The sequence below is a fragment of the Cupriavidus sp. LA-1 genome (genome assembly GCF_055385985.1).
Window position 1 is genome coordinate 3,528,991 of record NZ_AP031387.1, and the last position, 23,656, is coordinate 3,552,646.

Here is a 23,656-nt window from a genome sequence, read left to right on the forward strand (position 1 = left end):
CAACTATCGGATAAATCTAGGATTTTTCTGGCCGATCAAGTCATTTTCCCGTCTCATGCGACGACAAACCTTTTAGATACCAATTGACGGAAAGCAGGCGCATGGCGAATTCGAAAGGCGACCCACACAATTTTGCCCGCGTCATCGATAGATGTCCTAAAGTGGTATCATCCACAGCAAACTTTGGTACCTACGAGGATTCCCATGGATCAACGGCTGCAGACCCTCAGGCCGGACGAGGCGGACGCAACGCCGATCTACCTGCAGGTGGCGCGCAAGCTGGCCGCGGCCATCCAGGCCGGCCAATGGCGCGTGGGCGATGCGCTGCCGTCCGAGCGCACGCTGGTCGATTCGCTGGGGATTTCGCGCGTCACGGCGCGGCGCGCGCTACAGGTCCTGGCAGAGGAAGGCGCGATCACACGCAGCCGCGGCGCGGGCACCTTTATCGCGCCGCGCGGCGAGCAGAAGCCGGCGCGGCTGGACAACTTCAGCGAGCTGGCGCGCCGGCGCGGCATGACGCCGGCCAGCGAGCTGGTGGCGTTCGAGCGCCGCCGTGCCACGGCGCAGGAAGCCGCGGCGCTGGTACTGCCGGAAGGCGACGAGATCGTCAGGCTGACCCGCCTGCGCAAGGCCGACGGGCAGATCTACTGGATGGACGTGACCACGCTGGCGCTGGCCGTGCTGCCGGATGCCAGCGCCATCGGCGAATCGCTGTACGCCTACCTGGAACGGATCGGCAAGCCGGTGCTGCGCGTGACCGAGACCCTGCGCGCGATCGTGGCGACCGGGGAACTGGCCGCGCGCCTGGGCATCGAGCCGGGCGAGCCGCTGCTGCAGATCCGGCGCATCGGCTACACCCATGGCGACAAGCCGGTCGAACTGACCGACGCCTACTGCCTGAACGACTTCTACGAGCTCAAGCAGTAGCGCCCGGCGGGGACGGCCACGGGCGGCTCCACCGGCGGCGGGGTCGGGTCTTCCTCTGGCGGCAACGGCAGGTCTGGCGGGATGCCCGGGGGCCCGGGTTCTTCTACCGGGGGCACGGTATGGCGCGGCTGCAGGCGCGCACCGGCGTGGGGATTCAGCGAGGCGGGCATGCGGGGTCTCCGTGGCCGGGTTTCCTCCTCATTGAAGCAAACCCGGCCAGCACACGCCAGTTGTAGATGCAACGCCGGTCAGGCGTGTTGCCGCCGCACGAAGAACAGTGCCGCGCCCACCGCCATCAGCACGCTGCCGAAAAAGCGGTTCTGCCAGCGCACCGCGCGCGCATTGCGGAACAACCCCTGCATGCGCGAAGCCAGCAGCGCGTAGCCATGCATCACGATCAGGTCCACGCAGCACATGGTGGCGGCCAGTACCGCCAGCTGCTGCGCCAGCGGCCGGTTGGGATCGATGAACTGCGGCAGCACCGCGACCATGAAGATGATGCCCTTGGGGTTGGTCACATTGGTCAGCAACCCGGTGGCAAAGCGCCGGCGCCGGCTCAACACGGCCACGCGCGCGGGCGCGGCGTTTTCACCGTGTGCGCTGCCACGGTCCGCGCCGCTTTCCACCTTCGCGCGCCATTGCTGGATACCCAGATAGATCAGGTACAGCGCGCCAACCGTCTTGACCACCATGAAGGCCTGCTCCGAGGCCAGCAGCAGCGCGCCCAGCCCGCCGCCGGCCACCACCAGCACAATCACCAGCCCGGCCTGCAGGCCGAAGATGGTGGTGGTGGTCCTGCGCAGCCCGTACGAGAGCCCGTGGCTCATCGACAGCACCGCGCCCGACCCCGGCGATACCGCGATCACCCAGCACGCGGCGAAATAGGCCAACCAGACTTCCCAACGCATTCCAACTCTCCTTTGACGACAACCATGCCGGGGCTCGCGATCGCCGCCCCGGCACCTGTGAATCTTTCCAGTCGCGCGGCACCGCGCGTCAGAGCGGGTGGAAGCCGCCCAGGAACTGCTCCACCTGCTCGGCCTGGCGCGCATCGCGCGCCGCATCGCCGGATTCCAGCACCACGGCCTGGTAGGCATGCACGCCCACGGCCACCAGCCGCGCGCTCAGCCGGCGCGGCGACTGGTCCTGCGGCGACACGCCGCTGGCCTGCACTTCCACCCCGGCAAGCGGACGGCCCGGCCGGTCCGAGGTCATGACGGTGACGGGCCGCGTGCGCGGCTCGCCCGACAGCTTGCCAAGGTTGGCCAGCAGGCCGGCCTGCATCGCCGCCAGGGCCTCGCGCCGCAGGGCTTCATCGTCGGCGGGCAGCGTCACCACGCCCACGGCGAACAGCGTGTCGTCGACGCGCGCGGCCTCCATCGTCATCGGCAGCCTGCGCCCGGCAATGGCCACGTCGCGCGCGGCGCTGGTGGGCTTGCCGGGATAGAGCGCGGCGTAACCGCCCTCGCCCGACTGGATGGTGCGCCAGTCATAGCGCGGCGAGCAGGCGCACAGGGCAAGTGCCAGCACGGCGGCGCAGCACAGCAGCGGACGGCGGACAGCGGCGGGACAGCTCAGCGGGGGCAGCACGGGACGCATCGGGAAATCGGGCGGAAGGCGATGTGGGGAACGGCGCGGGCGGGCGCCATCGCCTGCGGGCGGAAACCGGTATTATCCCGGAAGCGGCGCGCCAGTGCTTGCCGCGCCGCCCCCACTGCCCCACTGCCCCACCGTCCCTGCCATGCCTGCAGCCCGCCTCGCCATTCCCGCCGTTGCCGCCTTGACCAGCCTGCGCTGGCTGGCCGCGGGCGTGCTGCTGGCGGCGACTGCCATGCCCGCCCCGGCCAGCCCGGCCCACCTGCCGCCGGCCACCGACCTCGCCGCCCACGGCACCGAGGCCGCGCGCCGCGGCGAGCCGCTGGTGGTGCTGGTGTCGATGCCGGGCTGCAGCTATTGCGACGCGGTGCGCCGCAACTACCTGGGCCCGCAGGCCGCCGCCGGCGAGATTGCCGTGCGCGAGCTCGACATGACCGCCGACACCCCGCTGCGCGATGCCGACGGCAGCCTGACCACGGCGCGCGCCTGGGCCCGGGCGCACCAGGTGCAGGTGGCGCCGACGGTACTGTTCCTGGACCGCCAGGGCCGCGCCGCCGCCAGCCCGCTGCGCGGCATGCAGCCGGATTTTTACGGCGCCTACCTGGAACAGGCGCTGCACCAGGCACGCGCCGCTGTCGCCTCCCGGCGCTGAAGTGACGGAAGTGACTGAAGCGCTTGCGACGGATTGCCGCAGCCCGGCCTCGCGCAGCGCGCGAACGCCCGCGGCATTAGAATGTCCCATTGCTGACCGAACCTGCCCGACCCGGATCCCATGACCACTGCTGCCCCCGCCACCAAAACCTCCCGCAAGCCCTGGCCCATCGTCGCGGCCGTGGTCGTGCTCGCACTGCTGGGCTGGTTCGGCTACCGCGCGCTGTCGCCGGCCAACGCCGTGCCCCCCGCCACGTTCACGCTGCTGTCGGGCGAGAAGGTCAGCACCGCCGACCTCAAGGGCAAGGTCTACCTGATCAACTTCTGGGCCACCAGCTGCGCCACCTGCGTCAAGGAGATGCCGGACATGGTCCGCACCTACGAGCAGTTCAAGGGCAAGGGCCTGGAGTTCGTCGCCGTGGCGATGAACTACGACCCGCCCATGTATGTGATGAACTATGCCAAGACGCGCGGGCTGCCGTTCAAGGTGGCCATGGATTCCGACGGCGCCGCGGCCAAGGCCTTCGGCAATGTGCAGCTGACGCCGACCACCTTCGTGGTCGACAAGGACGGCCGCATCCTGAAGCGCTATGTGGGCGAGCCCGAGTGGGATGCCCTGCACAAGCTGCTGGACGGCGCACTGGCAAAGTCGGCGTAACGGTCCTGACAGCAAGTGCAGCGAAAAGGTGCTCATCGAGCACCTTTTTTTGTTTTTACGTCCGATCGTCAGCGCGGCAGGTTGCGCGCCAACCCTGTATGGATATACAGTTGGCGCCAGCCTTTTTCCGAGCGTTTTCCCTGTGACCCTGGACCTTGCCCCCGCTGCCGACCTTGCGGCCCCAGACGCCGACGCGGTCCCCGCCTACCTGTCGCGGCTCAACCCGGAGCAGCGCGCCGCGGTCGAGCATGTGAGCGACGCGCCGCTGCTGATCATCGCCGGCGCCGGCTCGGGCAAGACCAATACGCTGGCGCACCGCGTCGCGCACCTGGTGCTGGGCGGGGCCGACCCGCGCCGCATCCTGCTGCTGACGTTCTCGCGCCGCGCCGCGGCAGAGATGGGGCGCCGCGTCGAGCGCATCGTCGACCAGGCGCTGGGCGCCCAGACCGGCGCGGGGCGCGCGGCGCTGCAGTGGTCCGGCACCTTCCACGCCATCGGCGCGCGCCTGCTGCGCGAATACGCCGAGACCCTGGGCCTGTCGCCCGCCTTCACCATCAGCGACCGCGGCGATGCCGCCGACCTGATGCACGTGGTGCGCCACGACCTGGGGCTGTCCGAGACCGCCAGCCGCTTCCCCAAGAAGGAAACCTGCCTGGCGATCTACTCGCGCGTGGTCAACACCCAGGCGCCGCTGGAAGACGTGCTCAGGCAGCAGTTCCCGCGCTACGCGATGTGGGCCGATGCGCTGCGCACGCTGTTCGCCGGCTATGTCGAGGCCAAGCAGAAGCAGCATGTGCTGGACTATGACGACCTGCTGCTGTACTGGGCGCAGGCCATGGCCGAACCCGCCATCGCGCAGGACATGGGCGCGCGCTTCGACCATATCCTGGTCGACGAATACCAGGACACCAATGCGCTGCAGGCGTCGATCCTGCTGGCCATGCGGCCGGATGGGCGCGGCCTGACCGTGGTGGGCGACGACGCGCAGTCGATCTACGCCTTCCGCGGCGCCACCGTGCGCAATATCCTGGACTTCCCGGCGCAGTTCACGCCCACCGCGCAACAGGTCACGCTGTCGCAGAACTATCGCTCGACGCAGCCGATCCTGCAGGCCGCCAACGCGGTGATCGGGCTGGCCGCCGAACGCTATACCAAGGACCTGTGGTCCGAGCGCGCGTCGGCCGAGAAGCCCGGCGTGATCGTGGTCAACGATGAGGCCGACCAGGCCCGCTACGTGGTCGAGCAGGTGCTGGCGCGGCGCGAGGCGGGCCTGACGCTGATGGCGCAGGCGGTGCTGTTCCGCGCCGCCGACCACAGCGCGCAGGTCGAGATCGAGCTGGCCCGGCGCAATATCCCGTTCGTGAAGTTCGGCGGGCTGAAATTCCTGGAATCGACCCACGTCAAGGACGTGCTGGCGGTGGTGCGCTGGCTGGAAAACCCGCGCGACCGCATGGCTGGCTTCCGCACGCTGCAACTGCTGCCCGGCATCGGCCCCAAGACCGCGGCGCGCGTGCTGGATGCGCTGGCGCTGGCCACGGAGCCGCAGTTCTCTTTGGAGGAATTTGAGCCGCCACCGGCCGCCGTGCCCGCCTGGGCCGACCTGCTAGGACTGGCTCGCGCGCTGATGGCGCCGACCTCGCCGTGGCCGTCGGAGTTCGAGCAGGTGCTGGCCTGGTACGCGCCGCATCTGGAACGCCTGCACGACGATGCCGCCGCGCGCCAGGCCGACCTGCAGCAGCTGGAGCGCATCGCCGCCACCTACGGCGCGCGCGAGCGCTTTCTGACCGAGCTGACGCTGGACCCGCCCAGCGCCTCCAGCGACGAATCCGGCGTGCCCTCGCGCGACGAGGACTACCTGATCCTGTCGACCATCCACTCGGCCAAGGGCCAGGAGTGGAAGGCGGTGTACGTGCTCAATGCCGTCGACGGTTGCATGCCGAGCGACCTGGCAACCGGCACCACCGAAGAGATCGAGGAAGAACGGCGCCTGCTCTACGTGGCCATGACGCGGGCGAAAGACCACCTGGACATCGTGGTGCCGCAGCGCTTCTACGTGCACCAGCAGGTGGGCTTCGGCGACCGCCATGTGTATGCGTCGCGCACGCGCTTTTTGCCCAACCGCGTGATGCCCAACTTCTACAGCCGCTCCTGGCCGCCCCCGCCGATGCCGGGCGAGGGGCCGGCCAGGCCCGCGCTGGCGCCGGTGGACCTGGCCAGCCGGATGCGGAATATGTGGCGCTGACCAGCGCCACCCATCCGTCTTACGCCACCTTCTCCAGCAGCAAGCCCTTCAGGTATTCGCCTTCCGGGAACGCCGCCAGCATCGGGTGATCCGTGCCGGCGGACAAGCGCCGCAGGATGCGCGCATCGGCGCGCGCGTCGGTGACCGCGCCCGCCACGATCTTCTGGAACAGCTCCATGCTGATCGCGCCCGAGCACGAATAGGTGAACAGCAGCCCGCCCGGGCGCAGCAGCTGCGTGCCGACCAGGTTGATTTCCTTGTAGGCGCGCGCGGCGCGGTCGATATGCTGCGCCGACGGGGCGAACTTGGGCGGGTCCAGCACGATCAGGTCGAACTGGCGGCCCTCGGCACGGAATTCACGCAGGGTCTTGAACACGTCGGCATCGAGCCAGGTGGCGCGTTCCGGCTCGAAGCCATTGAGCGTGACATTGCCCGCGGCGATCTTCAGCGCCTCGCCCGACGAATCGATCGAGGTCACCGAGGTGGCGCCGCCGCGCAGCGCCGCCAGCGAGAAGCCGCCGGTATAGCAGAAGCAGTTCAGCACCTCGCGGCCCGCGGCGAGGTCGCCCACCAGCTTGCGGTTGTCGCGCTGGTCGACATAGAAGCCGGTCTTGTGGCCGTTGCGCACGTCGACGTAATAGCGCACGCCGTGCTCGGTGACCGACAGTGCCGGGTCCGGCTCGGCGCCGGCCAGCACGCCGGTCACCAGCTCCAGGCCCTCGCGCTGGCGCACGGCCGCGTCGGAACGCTCGTAGACGTTGGGGCAGCCGGTCTCCTTGACCAGCGCCTGCACGATCGCGGTCTTCCAGTGCTCTACGCCGGCGGAATTGAACTGGCACACCAGCTGGCCCGTTTCACCATTGCCGTAGTAGTCGACAATCAGGCCGGGCAGCCGGTCGGATTCGCCAAAGATCAGCCGCACCGCGTTGCTGTCCTTCACCCATTGGCGCCGGTAGGCAATGGCCGCGGCCACGCGGCGCTTGAACAGGGCGTGGTCGACCGGCTCGTTCTCGTCGAAGGTCCACGCGCGCGCGCGGATCTGCGACTCGGGGCTGTAGGCGGCCTTGGCCAGGAAGCGGCCGTCGGCGGCGCGCACGATCACGGTCGCGCCCGGCTCGCAGCGCCCCTCGGTCGTGGCAATGCCGGTGGCGTAGATCCACGGGTGGCGGCGCAGCAGGGATTTTTCCTTGCCGGGTTTCAGGGTGATGGTGTTCATGTCGATCAGGGAGGAGGCATGCCGCTGCGGAAACGCTTCTCGCGCAGCGGTCGGGCGCCCCTCTCCCGCATGGCGGAAGAGGGGTTGGGGGAGAGGGCGGGAGCGTCGACGAAGTGGCGCGTGTCGGCATGCACAGGCCTGCCCTCTCCCCCGGCCCCTCTCCCGCGCGCGGGAGAGGGGAGAAAACAATGCGGGAATGTCGTGTTAGAGGACGACCTTCACCATCGGATGCGAAGTCAGCGCCCGGTACAAATCGTCGAGCTGCTCGCGGCTGGTGATCCAGGCCGTCACGGTCAGCCCCAGGTATTTGCCGCCGCTCGACGGGCGCATCTCCATCTTGCCGGCATGGAAGTCCGGGTCGAATTCCTGCACCAGCGTGACGATGGCTTCGGCAAAGCCGTCCTGCATCGTGCCCATCACCTTGATGGGGAAGTGGCACGGGTATTCGATCAGCGACTGTTCCGGCGGGATATCGCCCGGCTTGCCGCCACTGCCTTGGTTATCGGTTGTCATGTCGGATGCTCCGGCACGAAACCGGCGCGCCGCGGGGCGCACCGGCTTGCGCGCATTCAGGTCACTTGCGCTTGAACCACAGGCGGATGGTGTCCCACAGGCGGCCGAAGAAGCCGGCCTCGGGCACTTCCTCCAGCGCCACCACCGGGAACTCCGCCACCTTGTTGGCGCCGTCCATCAGCTTGACCATGCCCACCTGCTGGCCCGCCGAGATCGGCGCGATCAGCAGTTCCTGGCGCTCCAGCACCGGCTTCAGGCGCCCGCCGGTGCCCTTGGGCACGGTGACGAAGGTCTCGTTCTGCACGCCGATCTTGACCGTGCCGCTCTTGCCCTTGTAGATGTCCGGCGTGGCCAGCACCTGGCCCTTGTCGTACAGGCGCAGCGTGTCGAAGAACTGGAAGCCGTAGTTGAGGATCTTCAGGCTTTCCTGGGTGCGCACCTGTTCGGTGGTGGTGCCGATCACGACCGAGATCAGGCGGCGCGAGCCGTCCGGCACGTTGGCCAGCGGCCGCTTGGCCGACGAGATCAGGCAGTAGCCGGCGGACTTGGTGTGGCCGGTCTTGACGCCGTCCACGGTCGGGTCGATGTACAGCAGGCGGTTGCGGTTGGGCTGCCTGATCTTGTTATAGGTGAACTCCTTCTGCGAGTACATGCTGTAGTACTCGGGGAAGTCCTTGATCAGGCGCGTGGTCAGCGTCGCCAGGTCCACCGCGGTGGTGTAATGGTTCGGGTCGGGGATGCCGTCGGTGTTGGTGAAGTGCGTGTTCTTCATGCCCATGCGCTGGGCCTCGCGGTTCATCATCGCGACAAAGCCCTCTTCCGAGCCGCCCACGGCCTCGGCCAGCGCCAGCGCGGCGTCGTTGCCCGACTGCACGATCAGGCCCAGCAGCAGGTCACGCACGGTGACCGGCTTGTTGGGCTCGATGAACATGCGCGACTCGTCGCTTTTGACCTTGAGCACCAGGTTGGTCGGCACCACGGCCTGGTCCAGCGTCAGCCGCTTTTCCTTGAGTGCCTCGAACGCCAGGTAGGCCGTCATCAGCTTGGTCAGCGAAGCCGGCTCGATGCGCAGGTCTGCGTTCTGCGACGCCAGGGCCTGGCCGCTGGTCACGTCATACAGCATCCACGACTTGGCCGCGACCTGCGGCACCGGCACGCCCTGCGCCACGACGGCGGCGGGCGCGGCGGCCAGCACGACGGCGGCGGCGATGGCAGCGGGAGCAAAAGCGGACGAAAGGCGTGTCGTGGCTCTATTCAGCATGTTTCTGTGTTCCGACAGTAAGAAGGTGGCGCGGGGGTGTTCCGGCGTGGCGGCGTGCCGGCCTTACCGGTCCCACGCATTGACGACGAGCTGCTTGATCAGGTGCAGCTTGCGGTGAAAGAAATGATCGGCGCCGGGGATCACGATCACCGGCAGCTCCTGCGGGCGGGCCCAGTCGAACACGCTGGCCAGCGGCACGGTGTCGTCCTGCTCGCCATGGATCACGATGGTGTCGGCCGGCACCTCGGCCACCTGCCAGCGGCTGGCGGCGGTGCCCACCAGCACCAGGCGCTGCGCGGGCGTGCCGGCCTCGGCCAGGCGGCGCGCCACGTGGGTGGTGACGAAGCTGCCGAACGAGAACCCGCCCATGGCCAGCGGCAGCGTCGCGGCCTGTGCCGACCACGCGGTCTGCTGGCGCATCCAGGCCACCACGGCCAGCAGGTCGTCCTGCTCGGCGATGCCGTTGTCATGCTCGCCGGCGCTGCCGCCCACGCCGCGGAAGTTCGGGCGCACCGTGGCATAGCCCAGCTGCACGAAGCTGCGCGCCAGGGTCTGCGCGACCTTGTTGTCCTTGGTGCCGCCGAACAGCGGATGCGGATGCGCCACCAGCGCCAGGCCGCGCGGCTCGCCTTGCGGCAGGTCTACCGAGAGATCGATCGCACCGGCGGGACCGGTGATGGAAAGTACCTGGGTATGCGCGTTCATGATGGCGGTCAGGATGGCAGTGAAGCGGGCGCCCGGCGCAATGCCCGGGCAAAAATGAAAAAACCGTCCGGCTGGCGGGCGGCGGGCATGACAGACAAAACGTTGAAACAGGTAAAGCAACAAGCCGGCATGCGCCGGCTTCCGTTCGTTCAGCGGTCCACCATCAGCCGCTCGACCGGCTTGCCCTTCATCAGGTGGCTGTCGATGATCTCGTCGATATCGTGCTCATCGACAAAGGTGTACCAGACGGCCTCGGGGTAGACCACCAGCACCGGGCCGAGTTCACAACGGTTCAGGCAGCCCGCCTTGTTGATGCGCACCCGGCCTTCGCCGCCGGCGATGCCCAGTTCCTTGCAACGCTTCTTGGCGTATTCCTGCATTGCGCGGGCGTTGTGGTCGGCGCAGCAGTTCTCGCCGGCCTCGCGCTGGTTCAGGCAGAAGAAGACGTGGTGCTGGTAGTAGCTGCTCATGCGTACGGTGTGATGGCGGCCCCGGACGGCGGCGCGGCCCGGACGGCATTGAACGGAAGCTCGGAATTATACGGCGTCGCGGCGGCCTGGCCGTGATAACGCCCACGTTTGCGCCAGTAACTGTTCGCTACAGCCGCCACCGGGGTGGCGCCTTGCGCACCTGCGCCGGATCCGGCATTCCGATTCCCCGGAGGCGTGCCGTCCGGGATTCCGGAATCCCGGAGCCCCGGTGCCGGCGCAATGCCAGCCTTTCCTTTGGAATCAACCAGTTATCGATGCGCGTTTGACTGGCACGCAGGTTGCGAATACCCCTCCTGAACGCGCCGCAACCGTGACGGCGCGCGCCCGCGCGACACCTTGCCGGGTACGGTCAATACCGAGGACGACATCATGAGAAAACCCTTCTACAAGATCCTGTACGTGCAGGTCCTGTTCGCCATCTTCGTCGGCATCGTGCTGGGCCATTTCTGGCCGGATACGGCCATCGCCATGAAGCCGCTGGGCGATGGCTTCATCAAGCTGATCAAGATGATCATCGGCCCCATCATCTTCTGTACCGTGGTGACCGGCATTGCCGGCATGAGCGACATGAAGAAGGTCGGCCGTGTCGGCGGCAAGGCGCTGCTGTACTTCGAGGTGGTCTCCACCTTTGCCTTGCTGATCGGCCTGGGCGCCGCGCACCTGCTCAAGCCTGGCGTGGGCTTCAATATCGACCCGGCCACGCTGGATACCAAGGCCATCGCCCAGTACGTGTCCAAGGCGCACGGCCAGAGCACGGTCGAGTTCCTGATGCATATCATCCCGGACACGATCTTCAGCGCCTTCGCCAACGGTGACATCCTGCAGATCCTGCTGGTGTCGCTGTTCTTCGGCGCAGCGCTGTCGATAATAGGCGAGCGTGCGCGCATCGTCTTCCAGCTGGTGGAACAGGTCTCCAAGGTCTTCTTCCATATCGTCCACGTCATCACCAGGGTCGCCCCGATCGGCGCCTTCGGCGCCATGGCGTTCACCATCGGCAAGTACGGCCTGGGCTCGCTGGTGCCGCTGCTCAAGCTGATCGGCACCTTCTACTTCACGGCCATCATCTTCGTGGTGTTCGTGCTGGGCACGGTGGCGCGCCTGACCGGCTTCAACATCCTGCGCTTCGTGGCGTACATCAAGGAAGAGCTGCTGATCGTGCTGGGCACCAGCTCGTCGGAAGCGGCACTGCCGCAGCTGATGGAAAAGCTGGAAAAGCTCGGCTGCTCCAACTCGGTGGTGGGCCTGGTGGTGCCCACCGGCTACTCGTTCAACCTGGACGGCACCAACATCTACATGACGATGGCGGTGATCTTTATCGCCCAGGCGACCGGCATCGAGCTGACGCTGATGCAGCAGCTGACCATCCTGGCCGTGGCCATGCTCACGTCCAAGGGCGCCAGCGGCGTGACCGGATCCGGCTTCATCACGCTGGCCGCCACGCTGGCGGTGGTACCGACCATCCCGGTGGCGGGCATGGTGCTGATCCTGGGCATCGACCGCTTCATGAGCGAGTGCCGCGCGCTGACCAACATCATCGGCAACGGCGTGGCCACGGTGGTGGTGTCGGCCTGGGAGCGCGAGCTTGACCGCAAGAAGCTCAACAGTGTGCTGCTGCACGGTGGCGAAAATGCGGAAGTCCTTGCCGACGCCGGCCAGAACGTCTGACGCCACGCGGGCGGCCGTCCCCGGCGCCCGCCAGGGGGTATCATCGGCGCGACATCCCTCGCGCGCGCCGATGCCCCACTCCGACGATTTTCTCGCCGTACATGACCCCGCCGCAGCCCGGGCGGAGATCCACGAGCCGGGCACCGAGAACGGCCGGTGGCTGGGCTTTGCCGTGGTGCTGGCGGCGGGGCTGCTGGTGCTGTGCGCGCTGACCTGGCTGGTCTCGGTCCAGCGCGGCATTTCCACGCTGCAGCAAACCACCGCAACGCGTGCCGACCGCTACGCCGCCACGCTCGAAAGCACCCTCGACCGCTACGAATTCCTGCCCGCGCTGGTGTCGCTGCACCCCTTCGTGCGCGGGCTGCTCGAATCCCCCGCCGATCCGGCGCGCGTGGCCGCCGCCAACCACTACCTGGCCGAAGTCAACCGCCGGGCCCATGCCTCGGCCACCTATGTGATCGGCGCCAACGGCATCGCCCTGGCCGCCAGCAATCACGGGCAGCCCGGCAGCTTCGTCGGCACCGACTACCGCTTCCGCCCTTATTTCCAGATTGCCGCGCGTGGCGAGCTGGGCCGCTTCTACGCCATCGGCATCACCAGCGACGAGCCCGGCTACTACATCGCGCAGCCGGTGGAGGCGGGCGGCAAGGTAATCGGCGTGACGGTGGTGAAGCTCAACCTGGAGTGGTTCCAGCGCGCCGGCGGCGGCAGCGCCGAACCGCTGATGGTCAGCGACGACCACGGCGTGATCTTCCTGTCTTCCGTGCCGGAATGGCAGTACCGCACGCTGCGTCCGCTGCCGCCGCAGCTGCACACCCAGCTCGGCGAGACCCGGCAGTACCATGACCGCGACGTCTCGCCGCTGCCGCTGGAGCCGCTGACCTCGCCCGTCACGCGCTGGCTGGCCTCCACCACGCTCGATGAAGGCGCACGGCTGGTGCGCGTGCGCAGCAACGAGCCCGCGCCGGATGGCAGCGAGCGCGCCGACCGCTATCTGGAACTCGGCCGCAAGGTCGGCCCGGCCGGCTGGACCATGCAGGTGATGGCACCGCTCGACCCCGTGCTGGCCAACGCGCGCAATGCCACCGTGGCGGCGGCGCTGGCCTACGCCTGCATCTGCCTGCTGCTGGTCAACTGGCGCCAGCGCCGCCAGCGCGCGCGCGACATGCAGTACAGCCGCCGCCTGCTGGAAGCCGCCTACGACGAACTGGAGCGGCGCGTCGAGGCCCGCACCGCCGACCTGATGGCGATCAACGAAAAGCTGGAAGATGAAGTGGCCGAGCGCACCCGCGCCGAAAGCGAGCTGCGCGCGGCCCAGGACGAACTGGTGCAGGCCAGCAAGCTGGCCGCGCTGGGGCAGATGGCGGCCGGCATCACCCATGAGCTGAACCAGCCGCTGGCGGCGCTGCGCACGTTCTCGGACAACACCCGCGTGCTGCTGGAGCGCGGCCAGCTGGCCGCGGCCGAAGGCAACCTGACGGCCATCGCCGACCTGACCGAGCGCATGGGCAAGATCACCGGCCAGCTCAAGCTGTTTGCCGGCAAGGCGCGCCCGCTGCGCCGGCCGGTGGCGCTGCGCGCGGCGGTCGACCATGTGCTGGCGCTGCTGGCGCCGCGGCTGGGCACGGTCACGGTCAGCGTCACGGGCCTGGACGCCCTGCCCGGCCTGGCGGTGCGCGCCGACGAGCTCAAGCTGGAGCAGGTGCTGCTGAACCTGATCGGCAATGCGCTGGACGCGATTGCCGCGGCCGCGCCGGCGCAGGGACAGATCGATCTGGACGTGCAGGCAGAGGGCCAGGCGGTCACCATCGGCGTGCGCGACAATGGCACCGGCATCGCGCCGGACGCGCTGCCGCGGCTGTTCGAACCCTTCTTCACCACCAAGGAAACCGGGCAGGGCCTGGGGCTGGGGCTGGCGATCTCATCGTCGATCGTGCGCGAGTTCGGCGGCCAGCTGAGCGTGGCTAACGTACCCGGCGGCGGCGCGCTGTTCACGCTGGTGCTGGCACGCGCCCCCGCCATCGACCCCGCGCCCACGGTTTCCGCCTCTCAATGAGTATTGCCATGCAAGACGGTCTGCGTGTCCTGTTTGTCGAAGACGAGCCACTGGTGCGCCAGGCCACCGCGCAGAGCCTGGAGCTGGCCGGCTTCCGGGTGCTGGCGCTGCCCACCGCCGAGGCCGCGATCCCGCACCTGCACGGCGCCTTTGCCGGCGTGGTGGTGACCGACGTGCGCCTGCCCGGCGCCAGCGGCCTGGACCTGCTGCAGCACTGCCGCAACGCCGCGCCGGGCGTGCCGGTGATCCTGGTGACCGGCCATGGCGACATCACCATGGCCGTGCAGGCCATGCGCGAAGGCGCCTACGACTTTATCGAAAAGCCCTTCGGCGCCGACCGCCTCACCGACACCGTGCGCCGCGCGCTCGAACGCCGCGCGCTGGAACTGGAAAACCAGGCGCTGCGCCGCGAACTGGCCGGCCCCGCCGCGGGCACGCGCATCATCGGCCGCTCGCCCGCGATCGAGCAGGTGCGCGCGCTGGTGGCCAATGTCGCGCCCACCGACGTGCCGGTGATGATCAACGGCGAGACCGGCACCGGCAAGGAACTGGTCGCGCGCAGCCTGCATGCGCTGTCCGGGCGCGCCGAGGGCCCCTTTATCGCGCTGAACTGCGGCGCCGTGCCCGAGGCCATCTTCGAGAGCGAGATGTTCGGCCACGAGGCCGGCGCCTTCACCGGCGCGGGCAAGCGCCGCATCGGCAAGCTCGAGCACGCCTCGGGCGGCACGCTCTTCCTCGACGAGATCGAGAGCATGCCGCTGGCGCTGCAGGTCAAGCTGCTGCGCGTGCTGCAGGAAGGCTCGCTGGAGCGTCTGGGCTCGAATGCCTCGGTCAGGATCGACGTGCGCATCGTCGCGGCGGCCAAGGGCGACATGGATGCGCTGGTGGCGCAGGGTACCTTCCGCGAAGACCTGTATTACCGGCTGAACGTGGTCACCATCGCCCTGCCGCCGCTGCGCGAGCGGCGCGAGGACATCGTGCCGCTGTTCGAGCATTTCTCGCTGGTGTCCGCGGTGCGCTACCAGCGCCCGGCGCCGATCCTGTCCGAGGCGCAACGCCAGGCCCTGGCCCAGCGGCCCTGGCCGGGCAATGTGCGCGAGCTGCGCAATGCCGCGGACCGCATGGTGCTGGGCGTGCGCGAAGGCGGCCAGGCGGGTGCGCAGGCCGCGGCCCCCGATGACACCGCGCCGCTGCGCGAGCGCATGGAGCACTTCGAGCGCGCCGTGATCGCGGATGCGCTGGCGCGCACTGGCGGCGCGGTCAGCCAGGCGGCGGACCTGCTGCAGGTCGGCAAGGCGACGCTCTACGACAAGATCAAGCGCTACGGCCTGTGATGTCATGCGGCGTTCATTGCGCTGCCACGCCGCCGTCACATTGACCGCCTATCCTTCGCTTGCGGCTGCGGCATTGGCAGGTGCCCGCCGTGTGTATCAAACTTCGTGGTAATTAATGGCCCCGCGTATGCGGGGCGTTTTTTTGGGGTGATGCACACCCGCCCCGCCACTTCACACTCCCCACACATTCCCCTCACCCCCGCTGGCCAGACTGGAGCCCTTCCACCTCCGGGAACCGCCATGCCCTCCTTCGACTACGACCTCGTCATCGCCGGCGCCAGCTTTGCCGGCGCCGCCTGCGCCCTGGCCGCGGCGCGCGCCGGCCTGCGCGTGCTGGTGCTGGAACGCAAGACCGATCCGGGCGACAGGCTCCACACCACCGGCATCCTGGTCAAGGAAGCCATCGAGCAGACCTGGCTGGGCCTCGCGCCCGCCGATTGCGTGCACCGCGTGGAGCAGGTGCGGCTGTATTCGCCGGGGCTGCGCAGCATCGACCTGAGCGCGCCCGGCTATTACTTCCACACCACCGACACGCCGCGGCTGATGCGCTGGCTGGCCGCCGAACTGGTGCGCCACCGGGTCGAACTGCGCCTGGGCCAGGCATTCGTGGGCGCGGTACCGCGCAATGGCGGCTGGCATGTGACGGGCGTGGGCAATACGCGCTATCTGGTCGGCGCGGACGGCGCGAAGTCGCGCGTGGCGCAGTGTGCCGGGCTGGGGCGCGTACACAGCTTCCTGTATGGCGTGGAGTACGAATTCCCGGGGCTGGCGCTGCCCGAGCCGGGCGCGCTGCATTGCTTTATCACCCGGCGCTTCGCGCCCGGCTATATCGGCTGGATCGCGCAGAACCCCACCGGGGTGCAGGCCGGGCTGGCGCTGCGCTACCTGCCACGCTACGGCCGGGCGCCGGACCTCGACGGGCTGCTGGCGCATGTGCGCGAGCGCGCCGGACTGCCGCAGCTGGCGCGGCCGGCCGCGACGCGCGCGGGGCTGATCCCGTGCGGCGGTCCGGCCTTCCCGCTGGCGCGCGACGGCGTGATCCTGACGGGAGACGCCGCCGGCATCGTGTCGCCGCTCACTGCCGGCGGCATCCACTATGCCTTTGCCCATGGCGAGTCGGTCGGCCAGGCCGTGGCCGCGCACCTGCTGCGCGGCGGCCCGGCCCCGGAGGCCGTCGCCACCGCCAGCGCGCCGCGCTTTCACGCCAAGCGCGCGCTGCGCTGGATGTTCGACCGCTTCCAGTGCGACTGGCCCTTCGACCTGATGCTGTACTCGCCGCCGCTGCGCTGGGCCGCGGAACAGATCTATTTCCACAAGCGCAGGGGCGACCAAACCGCCCCGCCGCCGCGCGCAGTACCCAACGCCTGACCGGCTAGAATGCCTGACATGGAACAACCGCGGATCCTGGTGGTGGAAGACGAGCAGGCCATCGCCGACACCATCCTCTATGCCCTGCGCACCGACGGCATGCTGGCCGAGCACTGCACGCTGGGCGGCGCCGCCCTCGGGCGCATGCGCGCCGGCCCGGCCGACCTGGTGATCCTGGACGTGGGCCTGCCGGATCTGAGCGGCTCCGAGGTCTGCCGCACGCTGCGCACCTTCAGCGATGCGCCGGTGATCTTCCTGACCGCGCGCCATGAAGAGATCGACCGCATCGTCGGCCTGGAGATCGGCGCCGACGACTATGTGGTCAAGCCCTTCTCGCCGCGCGAGCTGGCCGCGCGCGTGCGCGCCATCCTGCGCCGGGCGCGCGGCGGCGGCGCAACCGTGGCGAAGGGCGACGAGGTTGCCGGCTTCACCCATGACAAGGACGGCGCGCGCCTGGCCTACCGCGGCCGCTGGCTGGAGCTGACGCGCTATGAATACCTGCTGCTGGCCTGGCTGGTGGCGCATCCGGGCCGCGTCTACTCGCGCGCGCAGCTGATGGAATGCGTCTGGGCAGACGCGCTCGACACCAGCGACCGCACCGTCGACACCCATATCAAGACCCTGCGCGCCAAGCTGCGGGAGGCCAGCACAGACGGCGCCCCCGAAGGCGCCGAGCGCATCCGCACCCATCGCGGCATGGGCTATTCGCTGGAACCCTGAGCGCGGCATGCATATCGGCCTGCGCATCTTCTTCGGCTTCTTCCTGATCGTCGGCCTGGCCACGGTGCTGACCCTGCGCGTGTTCGTGCAGGAGGTCAAGCCGGGCGTGCGCCAGGCCATGGAAGACACGCTGATCGATACCGCGCACGTGCTGGCGGCGCTGGCCGCCGACGACATGAAGGCCGGCCGCATCGCCGATGGCGACTTCGCCCGGCATATGGCGGCGCTGCGCGACGTGCCGGTGAATGCCGATGTGTCGGGACTGCACAAGGACAGCATCGGCTACCGCGTCTACGTAACCGATGCCAGCGGCATCGTGCGCTTCGACTCCACCGGCACCGACGTCGGCCGCGACTATTCGCGCTGGAACGATGTCTACCTGACGCTGCGCGGCAAGTACGGCGCGCGCAGCACGCGCACCGACCCCGACGACGAGGCCAGCACCGTGATGCACGTGGCCGCGCCAATCCGCGACGGCAACGGCGGGCGCATCATCGGCGCGCTGACCGTGGCCAAGCCCAATGCGGCGATGGCGCCCTTTATCGAGCGCAGCCAGCGCAAGATCCTGCTCTACGGCGGCCTGCTGATCGGCGCCGCCTGCGTGATCGGGCTGGCCTGCACGCTGTGGCTGGTGCATGGACTGAAGCAGCTGCGCGGCTATGCGCGCGCGGTGGCCGCCGGCGAGCGCGCCGAGATGCCGCTGCGCGGCGCCAGCGAGCTGGCCGAGCTGGGCCGCGCGGTGCAGGGCATGCGCGAGCGGCTGGAAGACAAGCAGTATGTCGAGCACTACATCCACACGCTGACCCATGAGATGAAGAGCCCGCTGGCCGCGATCGGCGGCGCCGCCGAGCTGCTGCAGGAAGCGATGCCGGCGGCCGACCGGCAGCGTTTCGTCGCCAATATCCGGGCGCAGTCCGGGCGGCTGGAGACCATGATCCGCAAGCTGCTGGCGCTGGCCGACGTGGAGCAGCGCCAGCGCCTGGAAGTGCGCGAACCGGTGCCGCTGGCGCCGTTGCTGGCGCAACTGTGCGGCGAACTGGAGCCGCGCGCGCGCCAGCGCGGCGTCACCCTGCAATTCGCCGCCGACGCCAGCCCCGGCCTGGTTGCCGGCGATCCGTTCCTGCTGCGCCAGGCCATCGCCAACCTGCTGGAGAACGCCATCGACTTCGCCCCGGCGGACAGCGAGGTCACGGTGCGGCTGGAACAGCGCGGCAGCGCGCTGGCCATCGCCGTGGCCGACCAGGGCCCTGGCATCCCCGACTACGCCCTGCCGCGCGTGTTCGAGCGCTTCTATTCGCTGCCGCGCCCGCACGGTGCGGACAAGAGCACTGGCCTGGGCCTGTGCTTTGCGCGCGAGGTGGCAACGTTGCATCATGGCGATGTGACGCTGGCCAACCGCCCGGGCGGCGGCGCGCTGGCGGAACTGACCCTTCCGGCCGGGTAGTTCCACGAGGTGACCGGACCGGCATAGACTGGGGCTTCTAACGTGACCGCGCCGAAACTCCCTATAATCGAACGACCGTTCATTTAGGGCACCTGCCACGTGCCCGCAGTAGTTCAGGAGACACCATGCCCGCCGCCAAGCAACTGCCCCAGGCCCTGCAGAACCTGGCCCTGCCCATCATCGCCTCGCCCATGTTCATCGTCAGCTACCCCGAGCTGGTGCTGGCGCAGTGCAAGGCCGGCATCGTCGGCTCGTTCCCGGCGCTCAATGCGCGCCCGGCTGAGCTGCTCGACGAGTGGCTGACCCAGATCGAGGGCGAGCTGGCCGCCTTCAAGGCCGCCAACCCCGGCGCGCCGGTGGGCCCGGTCGCGGTCAACCAGATCGTGCACACCTCCAACGCGCGGCTCGAGCATGACGTGAAGGTGTGCGTGGACCATAAGGTGCCGATTTTCATCACCTCGCTGCGCGCGCCGGTCAAGGAAATGATCGACGCGGTGCACAGCTACGGCGGCATCGTGCTGCACGACGTGATCAGCATGCGCCATGCCGAAAAGGCGCTCGAGGCCGGCGTCGACGGCCTGATCCTGGTCGCGGCCGGTGCCGGCGGCCATGCCGGCATGCTGTCGCCGTTCGCCCTGGTGGGCGAGGTGCGCAAGATCTTCGACGGCCCGATCGCGCTGTCGGGCTCGATCGCCACCGGCGAGGCGGTGCTGGCCGCGCAGGCCATGGGGGCGGACTTTGCCTACGTGGGCACGCGCTTTATCGCCTCGCAGGAGGCGCATGCGGCGGAAACGTACAAGCAGTCGATCACCAGCTCGGCCGCCGCCGATATCGTCTACACCAACCTGTTCACCGGCGTGCACGGCAACTACATCCGCGAAAGCATCAGCAATGCGGGCCTGGACCCGGACAACCTGCCAGTGGCCGACAAGAGCAAGATGGACTTCTCCAGCGGCAGCTCCAAGACCAAGGCATGGAAGGACATCTGGGGCGCAGGCCAGGGCGTGGGCCAGATCCACGACATCCCCAGCGCCGGCGAGATCGTCGCGCGCATGAAGGCGGAGTACGATGACGCCAAGGCGCGGCTGGGTATCGCGCGCTAACCCTGCCTCTCCCGCAAGCGGGAGAGGGGCCGGGGGAGAGGGCCAGCGTATCAGCGACGTCGAACCTGCCCGCCGCCACCCGGCTCAATCGTAGCTGCGCGCGTCCTCGATCAGCTTCCCGTCCTGCGGCAACGACCCCGCCGCGACGAAGGCCACTTCACCGCGCAGCCGCATCACCTCGCGCAGCGACTCCGCCACCGCGCGCTGCAGCGCCTCATCCTCGCGCGTGGCATCGCAGTGCAGGGTCATCACGTCGGCGCCGGGCTCGCCGGTCACCACCAGCCGTGCGGCGCGAATCTCCGGATGGCGCCGCAGCACGTCCGCCACCTGCCCCGGATGCACGAACATGCCCTTGACCTTGGTGGCCTGGTCGGCGCGCCCCAGCCAGCCCTTGAGCCGGATATTGGTACGCCCGCACGGGCTGGGCCGTTGCGGCGACTCCGCCACGATGGCCGACAAGTCGCCCGTACCGAAGCGGATCAGCGGGTAGTCGCCGTTGCCCAGCACCGTCACCACCACCTCGCCGGTCTCGCCCTCGGGCATGGGGCGCGAGCCGCCGGGTTCGACGATTTCGACCAGCACGCCCTCGTCCACCACCCAGCCGTCGCCCCCCTCGGTCTCATAGGCGATCAGTCCCACGTCGGCGGTGCCATACATCTGCTGCACGCGCACCCCGCGCGCCTGGAACCACGCGCGCAGCGACGGCGGCAGCGCCTCGCCCGAGACCAGCGCCTTGGCCAGGCTGGTGCAGGGCGTGCCGAGCTCATCGCCACGCTCGAGCAGCAGCTTCAGGAACGACGGCGTACCCGCGTAGGCCGATGGCTGCAGGCTGGCCAGCGCCTGCACCTGCGAATCGGTCTGGCCGACGCCGGCCGGGAACACGCAGCAGCCCAGCCGGTGCGCGCCGGTTTCCATCATCATGCCGGCCGGGGTGAAGTGGTAGGAGAAGGTGTTATAGACCAGCTCGCCGGCGCGAAAGCCCGCCGCATGCATGGCGCGCGCCACGCGCCACCAGTCGGCGTCGTGGCCGTCGACTTCGTGGATCGGGCCGGGCGACTGGAACACATGGCGCAGCTTGCCCAGCGCCGTCGCATTGAGCCCGCCCAGCGGCGGCAGCGCGCGCTGGCGCGCGCTCAGGTCCGACTTGCGCGTGACCGGCAGCGCCGCCAGCGCCGCGCGCGAGGTCAGCAGGCGCGGCTCGACGCCGCTCAGCAGCTCGGCAAAGTACGGGGCATGGTCGCGCGCGTGGGCCACCTGGCGTGCCAGGGCGGCAAGGAGTGCCCGCTCGCGGACTTCCGGCGCGCGGGTTTCGAGCGAATCGAAGTGTTCTGGCATGATGCTGTGCGTCAGGGAATGGGATGCGGCCCGCCACCGCGCCGCTGGGCGCGTGGTGGCGATGCCGGACGGAATCGGGCGCGCTACGCCAGCCAGCGCTTCCTGCGCCGGTAGCTCTTCACGTCGCGGAACGACTTGCGGCCGGGGCCGTCGGCGTCATTGGCGGCCACGCCCAGGTAGAACTCCTTGACATCCTCGTTGGTGCGCAGCGAATCGGCATCGCCGTCCATCACCACGCGGCCGTTTTCCAGGATGTAGCCATAGTCGGCATAGCGCAGCGCCACCATGGTGTTCTGCTCGGCCAGCAGGAAGCTGACGTTCTCGCGCGAATTCAGCCCGCGCACGATCTCGAAGATCTCCTCGACGATCTGCGGCGCCAGGCCCATCGACGGTTCGTCCAGCAGGATCATCGCGGGCTTGGCCATCATGGCCCGGCCGATCGCGCACATCTGCTGCTCGCCGCCGGAGGTGTAGCCGGCCTGTGACTTGCGGCGCGTCTTCAGCCGCGGGAAGTACTCGTAGATCTTTTCCAGCTCGTCGCGCGTCTGCCCGCGCGACAGGCCGCGCGTGTAGGCGCCGGTGAGCAGGTTCTCTTCGATGGTCAGGTGCGCGAAGCAGTGGCGCCCCTCCATCACCTGGATCACGCCGCGGCGCACCAGGTCGTTGGGCGTGAGCTGGTCGACGCGGTCGCCGCGATATTCGATCGAGCCCTTGGTGACATCGCCGCGCTCGGCCTGCAGCAGGTTGGAGATGGCCTTGAGCGTGGTGGTCTTGCCCGCGCCGTTGGCGCCGAGCAGCGCCACGATCTTGCCTTCCGGCACTTCGAGCGAAACGCCCTTGAGCACCAGGATCACGTGATCGTAGATGACTTCGATATTGTTGACGGACAGAAGGCTCATGGTGCGGCTCGTGTTGGTGAGACGGTTCGGCTCAGGCGGGCATGCGGCGCCAGGCGCCGCATGCCCGTGTCGCTGCAATCAAGACTTCATGCAGGCCGGCGTAATCCCCTTCTCCTTCGCGTACTGCGCGGCGGTCGCCTTGAACAGCGGGTGGATCAGGTTCTTGTTGCCCTCGATCCAGTCCGAAATCACCACCCACTTGGTGCCGTCCCACTGCTGGATCTTCACCTTGCCCGAGCCTTCGTGGTTGTCGCAGCTGGTCTTGATCTCGGGCAGCAGGCCCGTGGCGCCCAATTGCTGCAGGCGCGCGTTGGTCAGGTTCAGGTTCTCGAAGGCCCAGCGCATCTGCTCGCCGGTCATGGGCTTGCCCTTGCCGAACTTCGCCTGCGCCACGCGCACCGCTTCCACCGTCACCACCGCCGCCGACACGCCGCGGTTGTACAGCACCGAGCCCACCTTGTTCTTGTCCTGCATATTGCCCTTGCCGGCGCCGTAGACCACCTTGTCGATATCGGCGATCAGCGGCACGCCGCGGCCGGCCACGTTCCAGGTCGCGCTCATATAGCCCTTGGACGCATCACCGGCCGGCACGGTGTCTTCTTCCGACCCGGCCCACCACGAGCCGATCATCTTGTCGCGCGGGAAACCCACCTTCTGCGCGGCCTTCAGCGCGGTCTGGTTCATCACGCCCCAGCCCCAGAAGATCACGTAGTCGGGCTTTTCCTGGCGGATCTTCAGCCACTGGGCGCCCTGCTCATTGCCGGGGTGCGCTACCGGAATCTCGACCAGGTCGAACTTGCCGAGCTTGGCTTCGGCCTGCAGCGCCACGATCGGCTCCTTGCCATAGGCCGAGTCGTGATACAGGTAGACGATCTTCTTGCCGGCCAGCGAGCCGCCGTTCTTCGAGGCCAGGTACTTGACGATGGCCGAGACCTGCATCTGGTAGGTGGTCACCAGCGGGAACGCGTACGGGAACACCGAGCCGTCCACCGCGTCGGTGCGGCCATAGCCCATCATCACCAGCGGCACCTTGTCGGCCGCGGTCTTGTCGACCAGCGCGTACGAGATGCCGGTGGACATGGCGTGGTAGGCCGTGCCCTTGGTGGTGGCATTCTTGGACTTCAGCCGTTCATAGCACTCCACGCCCTTGGCGTTGTTGTACTCGGTCTCGCACTCTTCCCACGACAGCTTGACGCCGTTGACGCCGCCTTCCTTCATATTGACGTAGTTGAGGTAGTCGATGAAGCCGCCATACCAGGACTGCCCGTTGGCGCCGTACGGCCCCACGCGGTAGCTCGGCAACGCCACGAACTGCTCGTTGCTCTGCGCCATGGCCGGCGCCGCCGGCGCCAGCAGTGCCGCCGCGGCGCTGACCACCAGGACGGCGCGTTGCACATTGCGAATCAGCTTGGTCATGACAGTCTCCTTCGCCCTCAGGGGAGCGTTTCGTTATGCGTAAGCTTCTGAACTTC

General features: G+C 68.7%; 22 protein-coding genes. 11 read left to right on the top strand and 11 right to left on the bottom strand.

The features are described from left to right. Positions 1 to 204: 204 nt before the first annotated feature. Entirely contained in the window at positions 205 to 927 is a 723-nt protein-coding gene (locus ACZ5MJ_RS16495) for a GntR family transcriptional regulator (protein WP_432259077.1), read from the top strand. Here the strand turns inward: ACZ5MJ_RS16495 and ACZ5MJ_RS16500 are convergent. The 3 genes from ACZ5MJ_RS16500 to ACZ5MJ_RS16510 form a co-directional block, all read right to left on the bottom strand. Next, positions 909 to 1,097 (bottom strand): hypothetical protein, encoded by a 189-nt coding sequence (locus tag ACZ5MJ_RS16500; RefSeq protein WP_464220772.1) that lies wholly within the window; start codon positions 1,095 to 1,097, stop codon positions 909 to 911. The two genes, ACZ5MJ_RS16495 and ACZ5MJ_RS16500, sit on opposite strands and share 19 nt — an antisense overlap. A gap of 78 nt (positions 1,098 to 1,175) precedes the next feature. Further along, on the bottom strand, positions 1,176 to 1,835 hold the full coding sequence (locus ACZ5MJ_RS16505; protein ID WP_464220773.1) for a LysE family transporter: 660 nt from the start codon (positions 1,833 to 1,835) through the stop codon (positions 1,176 to 1,178). A gap of 88 nt (positions 1,836 to 1,923) precedes the next feature. Next, the gene (locus tag ACZ5MJ_RS16510; RefSeq protein WP_464220774.1) at positions 1,924 to 2,526 is read right to left on the bottom strand and encodes a hypothetical protein; all 603 of its coding nucleotides are present in this window, start codon (positions 2,524 to 2,526) and stop codon (positions 1,924 to 1,926) included. Positions 2,527 to 2,668: 142 nt separating this feature from the next. Here ACZ5MJ_RS16510 and ACZ5MJ_RS16515 point away from each other — a divergent pair, with 142 nt between their 5' ends. The 3 genes from ACZ5MJ_RS16515 (at position 2,669) to ACZ5MJ_RS16525 (ending at position 6,074) form a co-directional block, all read left to right on the top strand. After that, on the top strand, positions 2,669 to 3,175 hold the full coding sequence (locus ACZ5MJ_RS16515) for a thioredoxin fold domain-containing protein (RefSeq protein ID WP_464220776.1): 507 nt from the start codon (positions 2,669 to 2,671) through the stop codon (positions 3,173 to 3,175). Between the two features lie 120 nt (positions 3,176 to 3,295). Continuing rightward, the gene (locus tag ACZ5MJ_RS16520; protein ID WP_078195088.1) at positions 3,296 to 3,832 is read left to right on the top strand and encodes a TlpA disulfide reductase family protein; all 537 of its coding nucleotides are present in this window, start codon (positions 3,296 to 3,298) and stop codon (positions 3,830 to 3,832) included. A gap of 142 nt (positions 3,833 to 3,974) precedes the next feature. Then, entirely contained in the window at positions 3,975 to 6,074 is a 2,100-nt protein-coding gene (locus ACZ5MJ_RS16525; protein WP_464220779.1) for an ATP-dependent helicase, read from the top strand. Between the two features lie 19 nt (positions 6,075 to 6,093). Here the strand turns inward: ACZ5MJ_RS16525 and ACZ5MJ_RS16530 are convergent, their stop codons facing one another. From ACZ5MJ_RS16530 to ACZ5MJ_RS16550, 5 genes are all read right to left on the bottom strand, one after another. Further along, on the bottom strand, positions 6,094 to 7,290 hold the full coding sequence (locus ACZ5MJ_RS16530; RefSeq protein ID WP_432259070.1) for a class I SAM-dependent rRNA methyltransferase: 1,197 nt from the start codon (positions 7,288 to 7,290) through the stop codon (positions 6,094 to 6,096). Positions 7,291 to 7,494: 204 nt separating this feature from the next. After that, a complete protein-coding gene (locus ACZ5MJ_RS16535; RefSeq protein ID WP_078195082.1) occupies positions 7,495 to 7,803 on the bottom strand; it encodes an HP0495 family protein in 309 nt (102 codons plus the stop codon). A 61-nt stretch (positions 7,804 to 7,864) separates the two neighbouring features. Beyond that, the gene (locus ACZ5MJ_RS16540; protein ID WP_464220781.1) at positions 7,865 to 9,064 is read right to left on the bottom strand and encodes a D-alanyl-D-alanine carboxypeptidase family protein; all 1,200 of its coding nucleotides are present in this window, start codon (positions 9,062 to 9,064) and stop codon (positions 7,865 to 7,867) included. A 63-nt stretch (positions 9,065 to 9,127) separates the two neighbouring features. Next, on the bottom strand, positions 9,128 to 9,769 hold the full coding sequence (locus ACZ5MJ_RS16545; RefSeq protein WP_432259068.1) for an alpha/beta hydrolase: 642 nt from the start codon (positions 9,767 to 9,769) through the stop codon (positions 9,128 to 9,130). A gap of 149 nt (positions 9,770 to 9,918) precedes the next feature. Next, positions 9,919 to 10,239 (bottom strand): (2Fe-2S) ferredoxin domain-containing protein, encoded by a 321-nt coding sequence (locus tag ACZ5MJ_RS16550; protein ID WP_464220783.1) that lies wholly within the window; start codon positions 10,237 to 10,239, stop codon positions 9,919 to 9,921. 390 nt (positions 10,240 to 10,629) lie between these two features. Between ACZ5MJ_RS16550 and ACZ5MJ_RS16555 the strand changes: the two genes are divergently transcribed. The 7 genes from ACZ5MJ_RS16555 (at position 10,630) to ACZ5MJ_RS16585 (ending at position 19,950) form a co-directional block, all read left to right on the top strand. Then, positions 10,630 to 11,925: a dicarboxylate/amino acid:cation symporter gene (locus ACZ5MJ_RS16555; protein WP_464220785.1), complete on the top strand. Its 1,296-nt coding sequence runs from the start codon at positions 10,630 to 10,632 to the stop codon at positions 11,923 to 11,925. A gap of 70 nt (positions 11,926 to 11,995) precedes the next feature. Continuing rightward, a complete protein-coding gene (locus ACZ5MJ_RS16560; RefSeq protein ID WP_464220787.1) occupies positions 11,996 to 13,981 on the top strand; it encodes a sensor histidine kinase in 1,986 nt (661 codons plus the stop codon). A gap of 8 nt (positions 13,982 to 13,989) precedes the next feature. Next, positions 13,990 to 15,315 (top strand): sigma-54-dependent transcriptional regulator, encoded by a 1,326-nt coding sequence (locus ACZ5MJ_RS16565; protein WP_464220789.1) that lies wholly within the window; start codon positions 13,990 to 13,992, stop codon positions 15,313 to 15,315. 240 nt (positions 15,316 to 15,555) lie between these two features. Next, entirely contained in the window at positions 15,556 to 16,683 is a 1,128-nt protein-coding gene (locus ACZ5MJ_RS16570; RefSeq protein WP_464220791.1) for an NAD(P)/FAD-dependent oxidoreductase, read from the top strand. Positions 16,684 to 16,692: 9 nt separating this feature from the next. Continuing rightward, the gene (creB, locus tag ACZ5MJ_RS16575; protein WP_464220793.1) at positions 16,693 to 17,403 is read left to right on the top strand and encodes a two-component system response regulator CreB; all 711 of its coding nucleotides are present in this window, start codon (positions 16,693 to 16,695) and stop codon (positions 17,401 to 17,403) included. Positions 17,404 to 17,410: 7 nt separating this feature from the next. After that, positions 17,411 to 18,847 (top strand): two-component system sensor histidine kinase CreC, encoded by a 1,437-nt coding sequence (gene creC / locus ACZ5MJ_RS16580; protein WP_464220795.1) that lies wholly within the window; start codon positions 17,411 to 17,413, stop codon positions 18,845 to 18,847. Between the two features lie 125 nt (positions 18,848 to 18,972). Next, positions 18,973 to 19,950, top strand: coding sequence for an NAD(P)H-dependent flavin oxidoreductase (locus ACZ5MJ_RS16585; protein ID WP_464220797.1), 978 nt, complete (start codon positions 18,973 to 18,975; stop codon positions 19,948 to 19,950). Between the two features lie 84 nt (positions 19,951 to 20,034). Here ACZ5MJ_RS16585 and ACZ5MJ_RS16590 read toward each other — a convergent pair whose 3' ends face one another. The 3 genes from ACZ5MJ_RS16590 to ACZ5MJ_RS16600 all read right to left on the bottom strand — a co-directional run bounded on the left by ACZ5MJ_RS16590 (position 20,035) and on the right by ACZ5MJ_RS16600 (position 23,600). After that, positions 20,035 to 21,285, bottom strand: a complete 1,251-nt coding sequence (locus tag ACZ5MJ_RS16590) for a phenylacetate--CoA ligase family protein (RefSeq protein WP_464220799.1) — start codon at positions 21,283 to 21,285, stop codon at positions 20,035 to 20,037. An 83-nt stretch (positions 21,286 to 21,368) separates the two neighbouring features. Then, the gene (locus ACZ5MJ_RS16595) at positions 21,369 to 22,184 is read right to left on the bottom strand and encodes an ABC transporter ATP-binding protein (protein WP_464220801.1); all 816 of its coding nucleotides are present in this window, start codon (positions 22,182 to 22,184) and stop codon (positions 21,369 to 21,371) included. Positions 22,185 to 22,262: 78 nt separating this feature from the next. Then, positions 22,263 to 23,600: an ABC transporter substrate-binding protein gene (locus ACZ5MJ_RS16600; protein ID WP_464220803.1), complete on the bottom strand. Its 1,338-nt coding sequence runs from the start codon at positions 23,598 to 23,600 to the stop codon at positions 22,263 to 22,265. Positions 23,601 to 23,656: the final 56 nt, after the last annotated feature.

Excerpts from the sequence above, each read along its gene's own strand:
- ACZ5MJ_RS16495 (WP_432259077.1), top strand. The coding sequence starts at position 205 with ATGGATCAACGGCTGCAGACCCTCAGGCCGGACGAGGCGGACGCAACG.
- ACZ5MJ_RS16500 (WP_464220772.1), bottom strand. The coding sequence starts at position 1,097 with ATGCCCGCCTCGCTGAATCCCCACGCCGGTGCGCGCCTGCAGCCGCGC.
- ACZ5MJ_RS16505 (WP_464220773.1), bottom strand. The coding sequence starts at position 1,835 with ATGCGTTGGGAAGTCTGGTTGGCCTATTTCGCCGCGTGCTGGGTGATC.
- ACZ5MJ_RS16510 (WP_464220774.1), bottom strand. The coding sequence starts at position 2,526 with ATGCGTCCCGTGCTGCCCCCGCTGAGCTGTCCCGCCGCTGTCCGCCGT.
- ACZ5MJ_RS16515 (WP_464220776.1), top strand. The coding sequence starts at position 2,669 with ATGCCTGCAGCCCGCCTCGCCATTCCCGCCGTTGCCGCCTTGACCAGC.
- ACZ5MJ_RS16520 (WP_078195088.1), top strand. The coding sequence starts at position 3,296 with ATGACCACTGCTGCCCCCGCCACCAAAACCTCCCGCAAGCCCTGGCCC.
- ACZ5MJ_RS16530 (WP_432259070.1), bottom strand. The coding sequence starts at position 7,290 with ATGAACACCATCACCCTGAAACCCGGCAAGGAAAAATCCCTGCTGCGC.
- ACZ5MJ_RS16535 (WP_078195082.1), bottom strand. The coding sequence starts at position 7,803 with ATGACAACCGATAACCAAGGCAGTGGCGGCAAGCCGGGCGATATCCCG.
- ACZ5MJ_RS16540 (WP_464220781.1), bottom strand. The coding sequence starts at position 9,064 with ATGCTGAATAGAGCCACGACACGCCTTTCGTCCGCTTTTGCTCCCGCT.
- ACZ5MJ_RS16545 (WP_432259068.1), bottom strand. The coding sequence starts at position 9,769 with ATGAACGCGCATACCCAGGTACTTTCCATCACCGGTCCCGCCGGTGCG.
- ACZ5MJ_RS16550 (WP_464220783.1), bottom strand. The coding sequence starts at position 10,239 with ATGAGCAGCTACTACCAGCACCACGTCTTCTTCTGCCTGAACCAGCGC.
- ACZ5MJ_RS16555 (WP_464220785.1), top strand. The coding sequence starts at position 10,630 with ATGAGAAAACCCTTCTACAAGATCCTGTACGTGCAGGTCCTGTTCGCC.
- ACZ5MJ_RS16560 (WP_464220787.1), top strand. The coding sequence starts at position 11,996 with ATGCCCCACTCCGACGATTTTCTCGCCGTACATGACCCCGCCGCAGCC.
- ACZ5MJ_RS16565 (WP_464220789.1), top strand. The coding sequence starts at position 13,990 with ATGCAAGACGGTCTGCGTGTCCTGTTTGTCGAAGACGAGCCACTGGTG.
- ACZ5MJ_RS16570 (WP_464220791.1), top strand. The coding sequence starts at position 15,556 with ATGCCCTCCTTCGACTACGACCTCGTCATCGCCGGCGCCAGCTTTGCC.
- creB (WP_464220793.1), top strand. The coding sequence starts at position 16,693 with ATGCCTGACATGGAACAACCGCGGATCCTGGTGGTGGAAGACGAGCAG.
- creC (WP_464220795.1), top strand. The coding sequence starts at position 17,411 with ATGCATATCGGCCTGCGCATCTTCTTCGGCTTCTTCCTGATCGTCGGC.
- ACZ5MJ_RS16585 (WP_464220797.1), top strand. The coding sequence starts at position 18,973 with ATGCCCGCCGCCAAGCAACTGCCCCAGGCCCTGCAGAACCTGGCCCTG.
- ACZ5MJ_RS16590 (WP_464220799.1), bottom strand. The coding sequence starts at position 21,285 with ATGCCAGAACACTTCGATTCGCTCGAAACCCGCGCGCCGGAAGTCCGC.
- ACZ5MJ_RS16595 (WP_464220801.1), bottom strand. The coding sequence starts at position 22,184 with ATGAGCCTTCTGTCCGTCAACAATATCGAAGTCATCTACGATCACGTG.
- ACZ5MJ_RS16600 (WP_464220803.1), bottom strand. The coding sequence starts at position 23,600 with ATGACCAAGCTGATTCGCAATGTGCAACGCGCCGTCCTGGTGGTCAGC.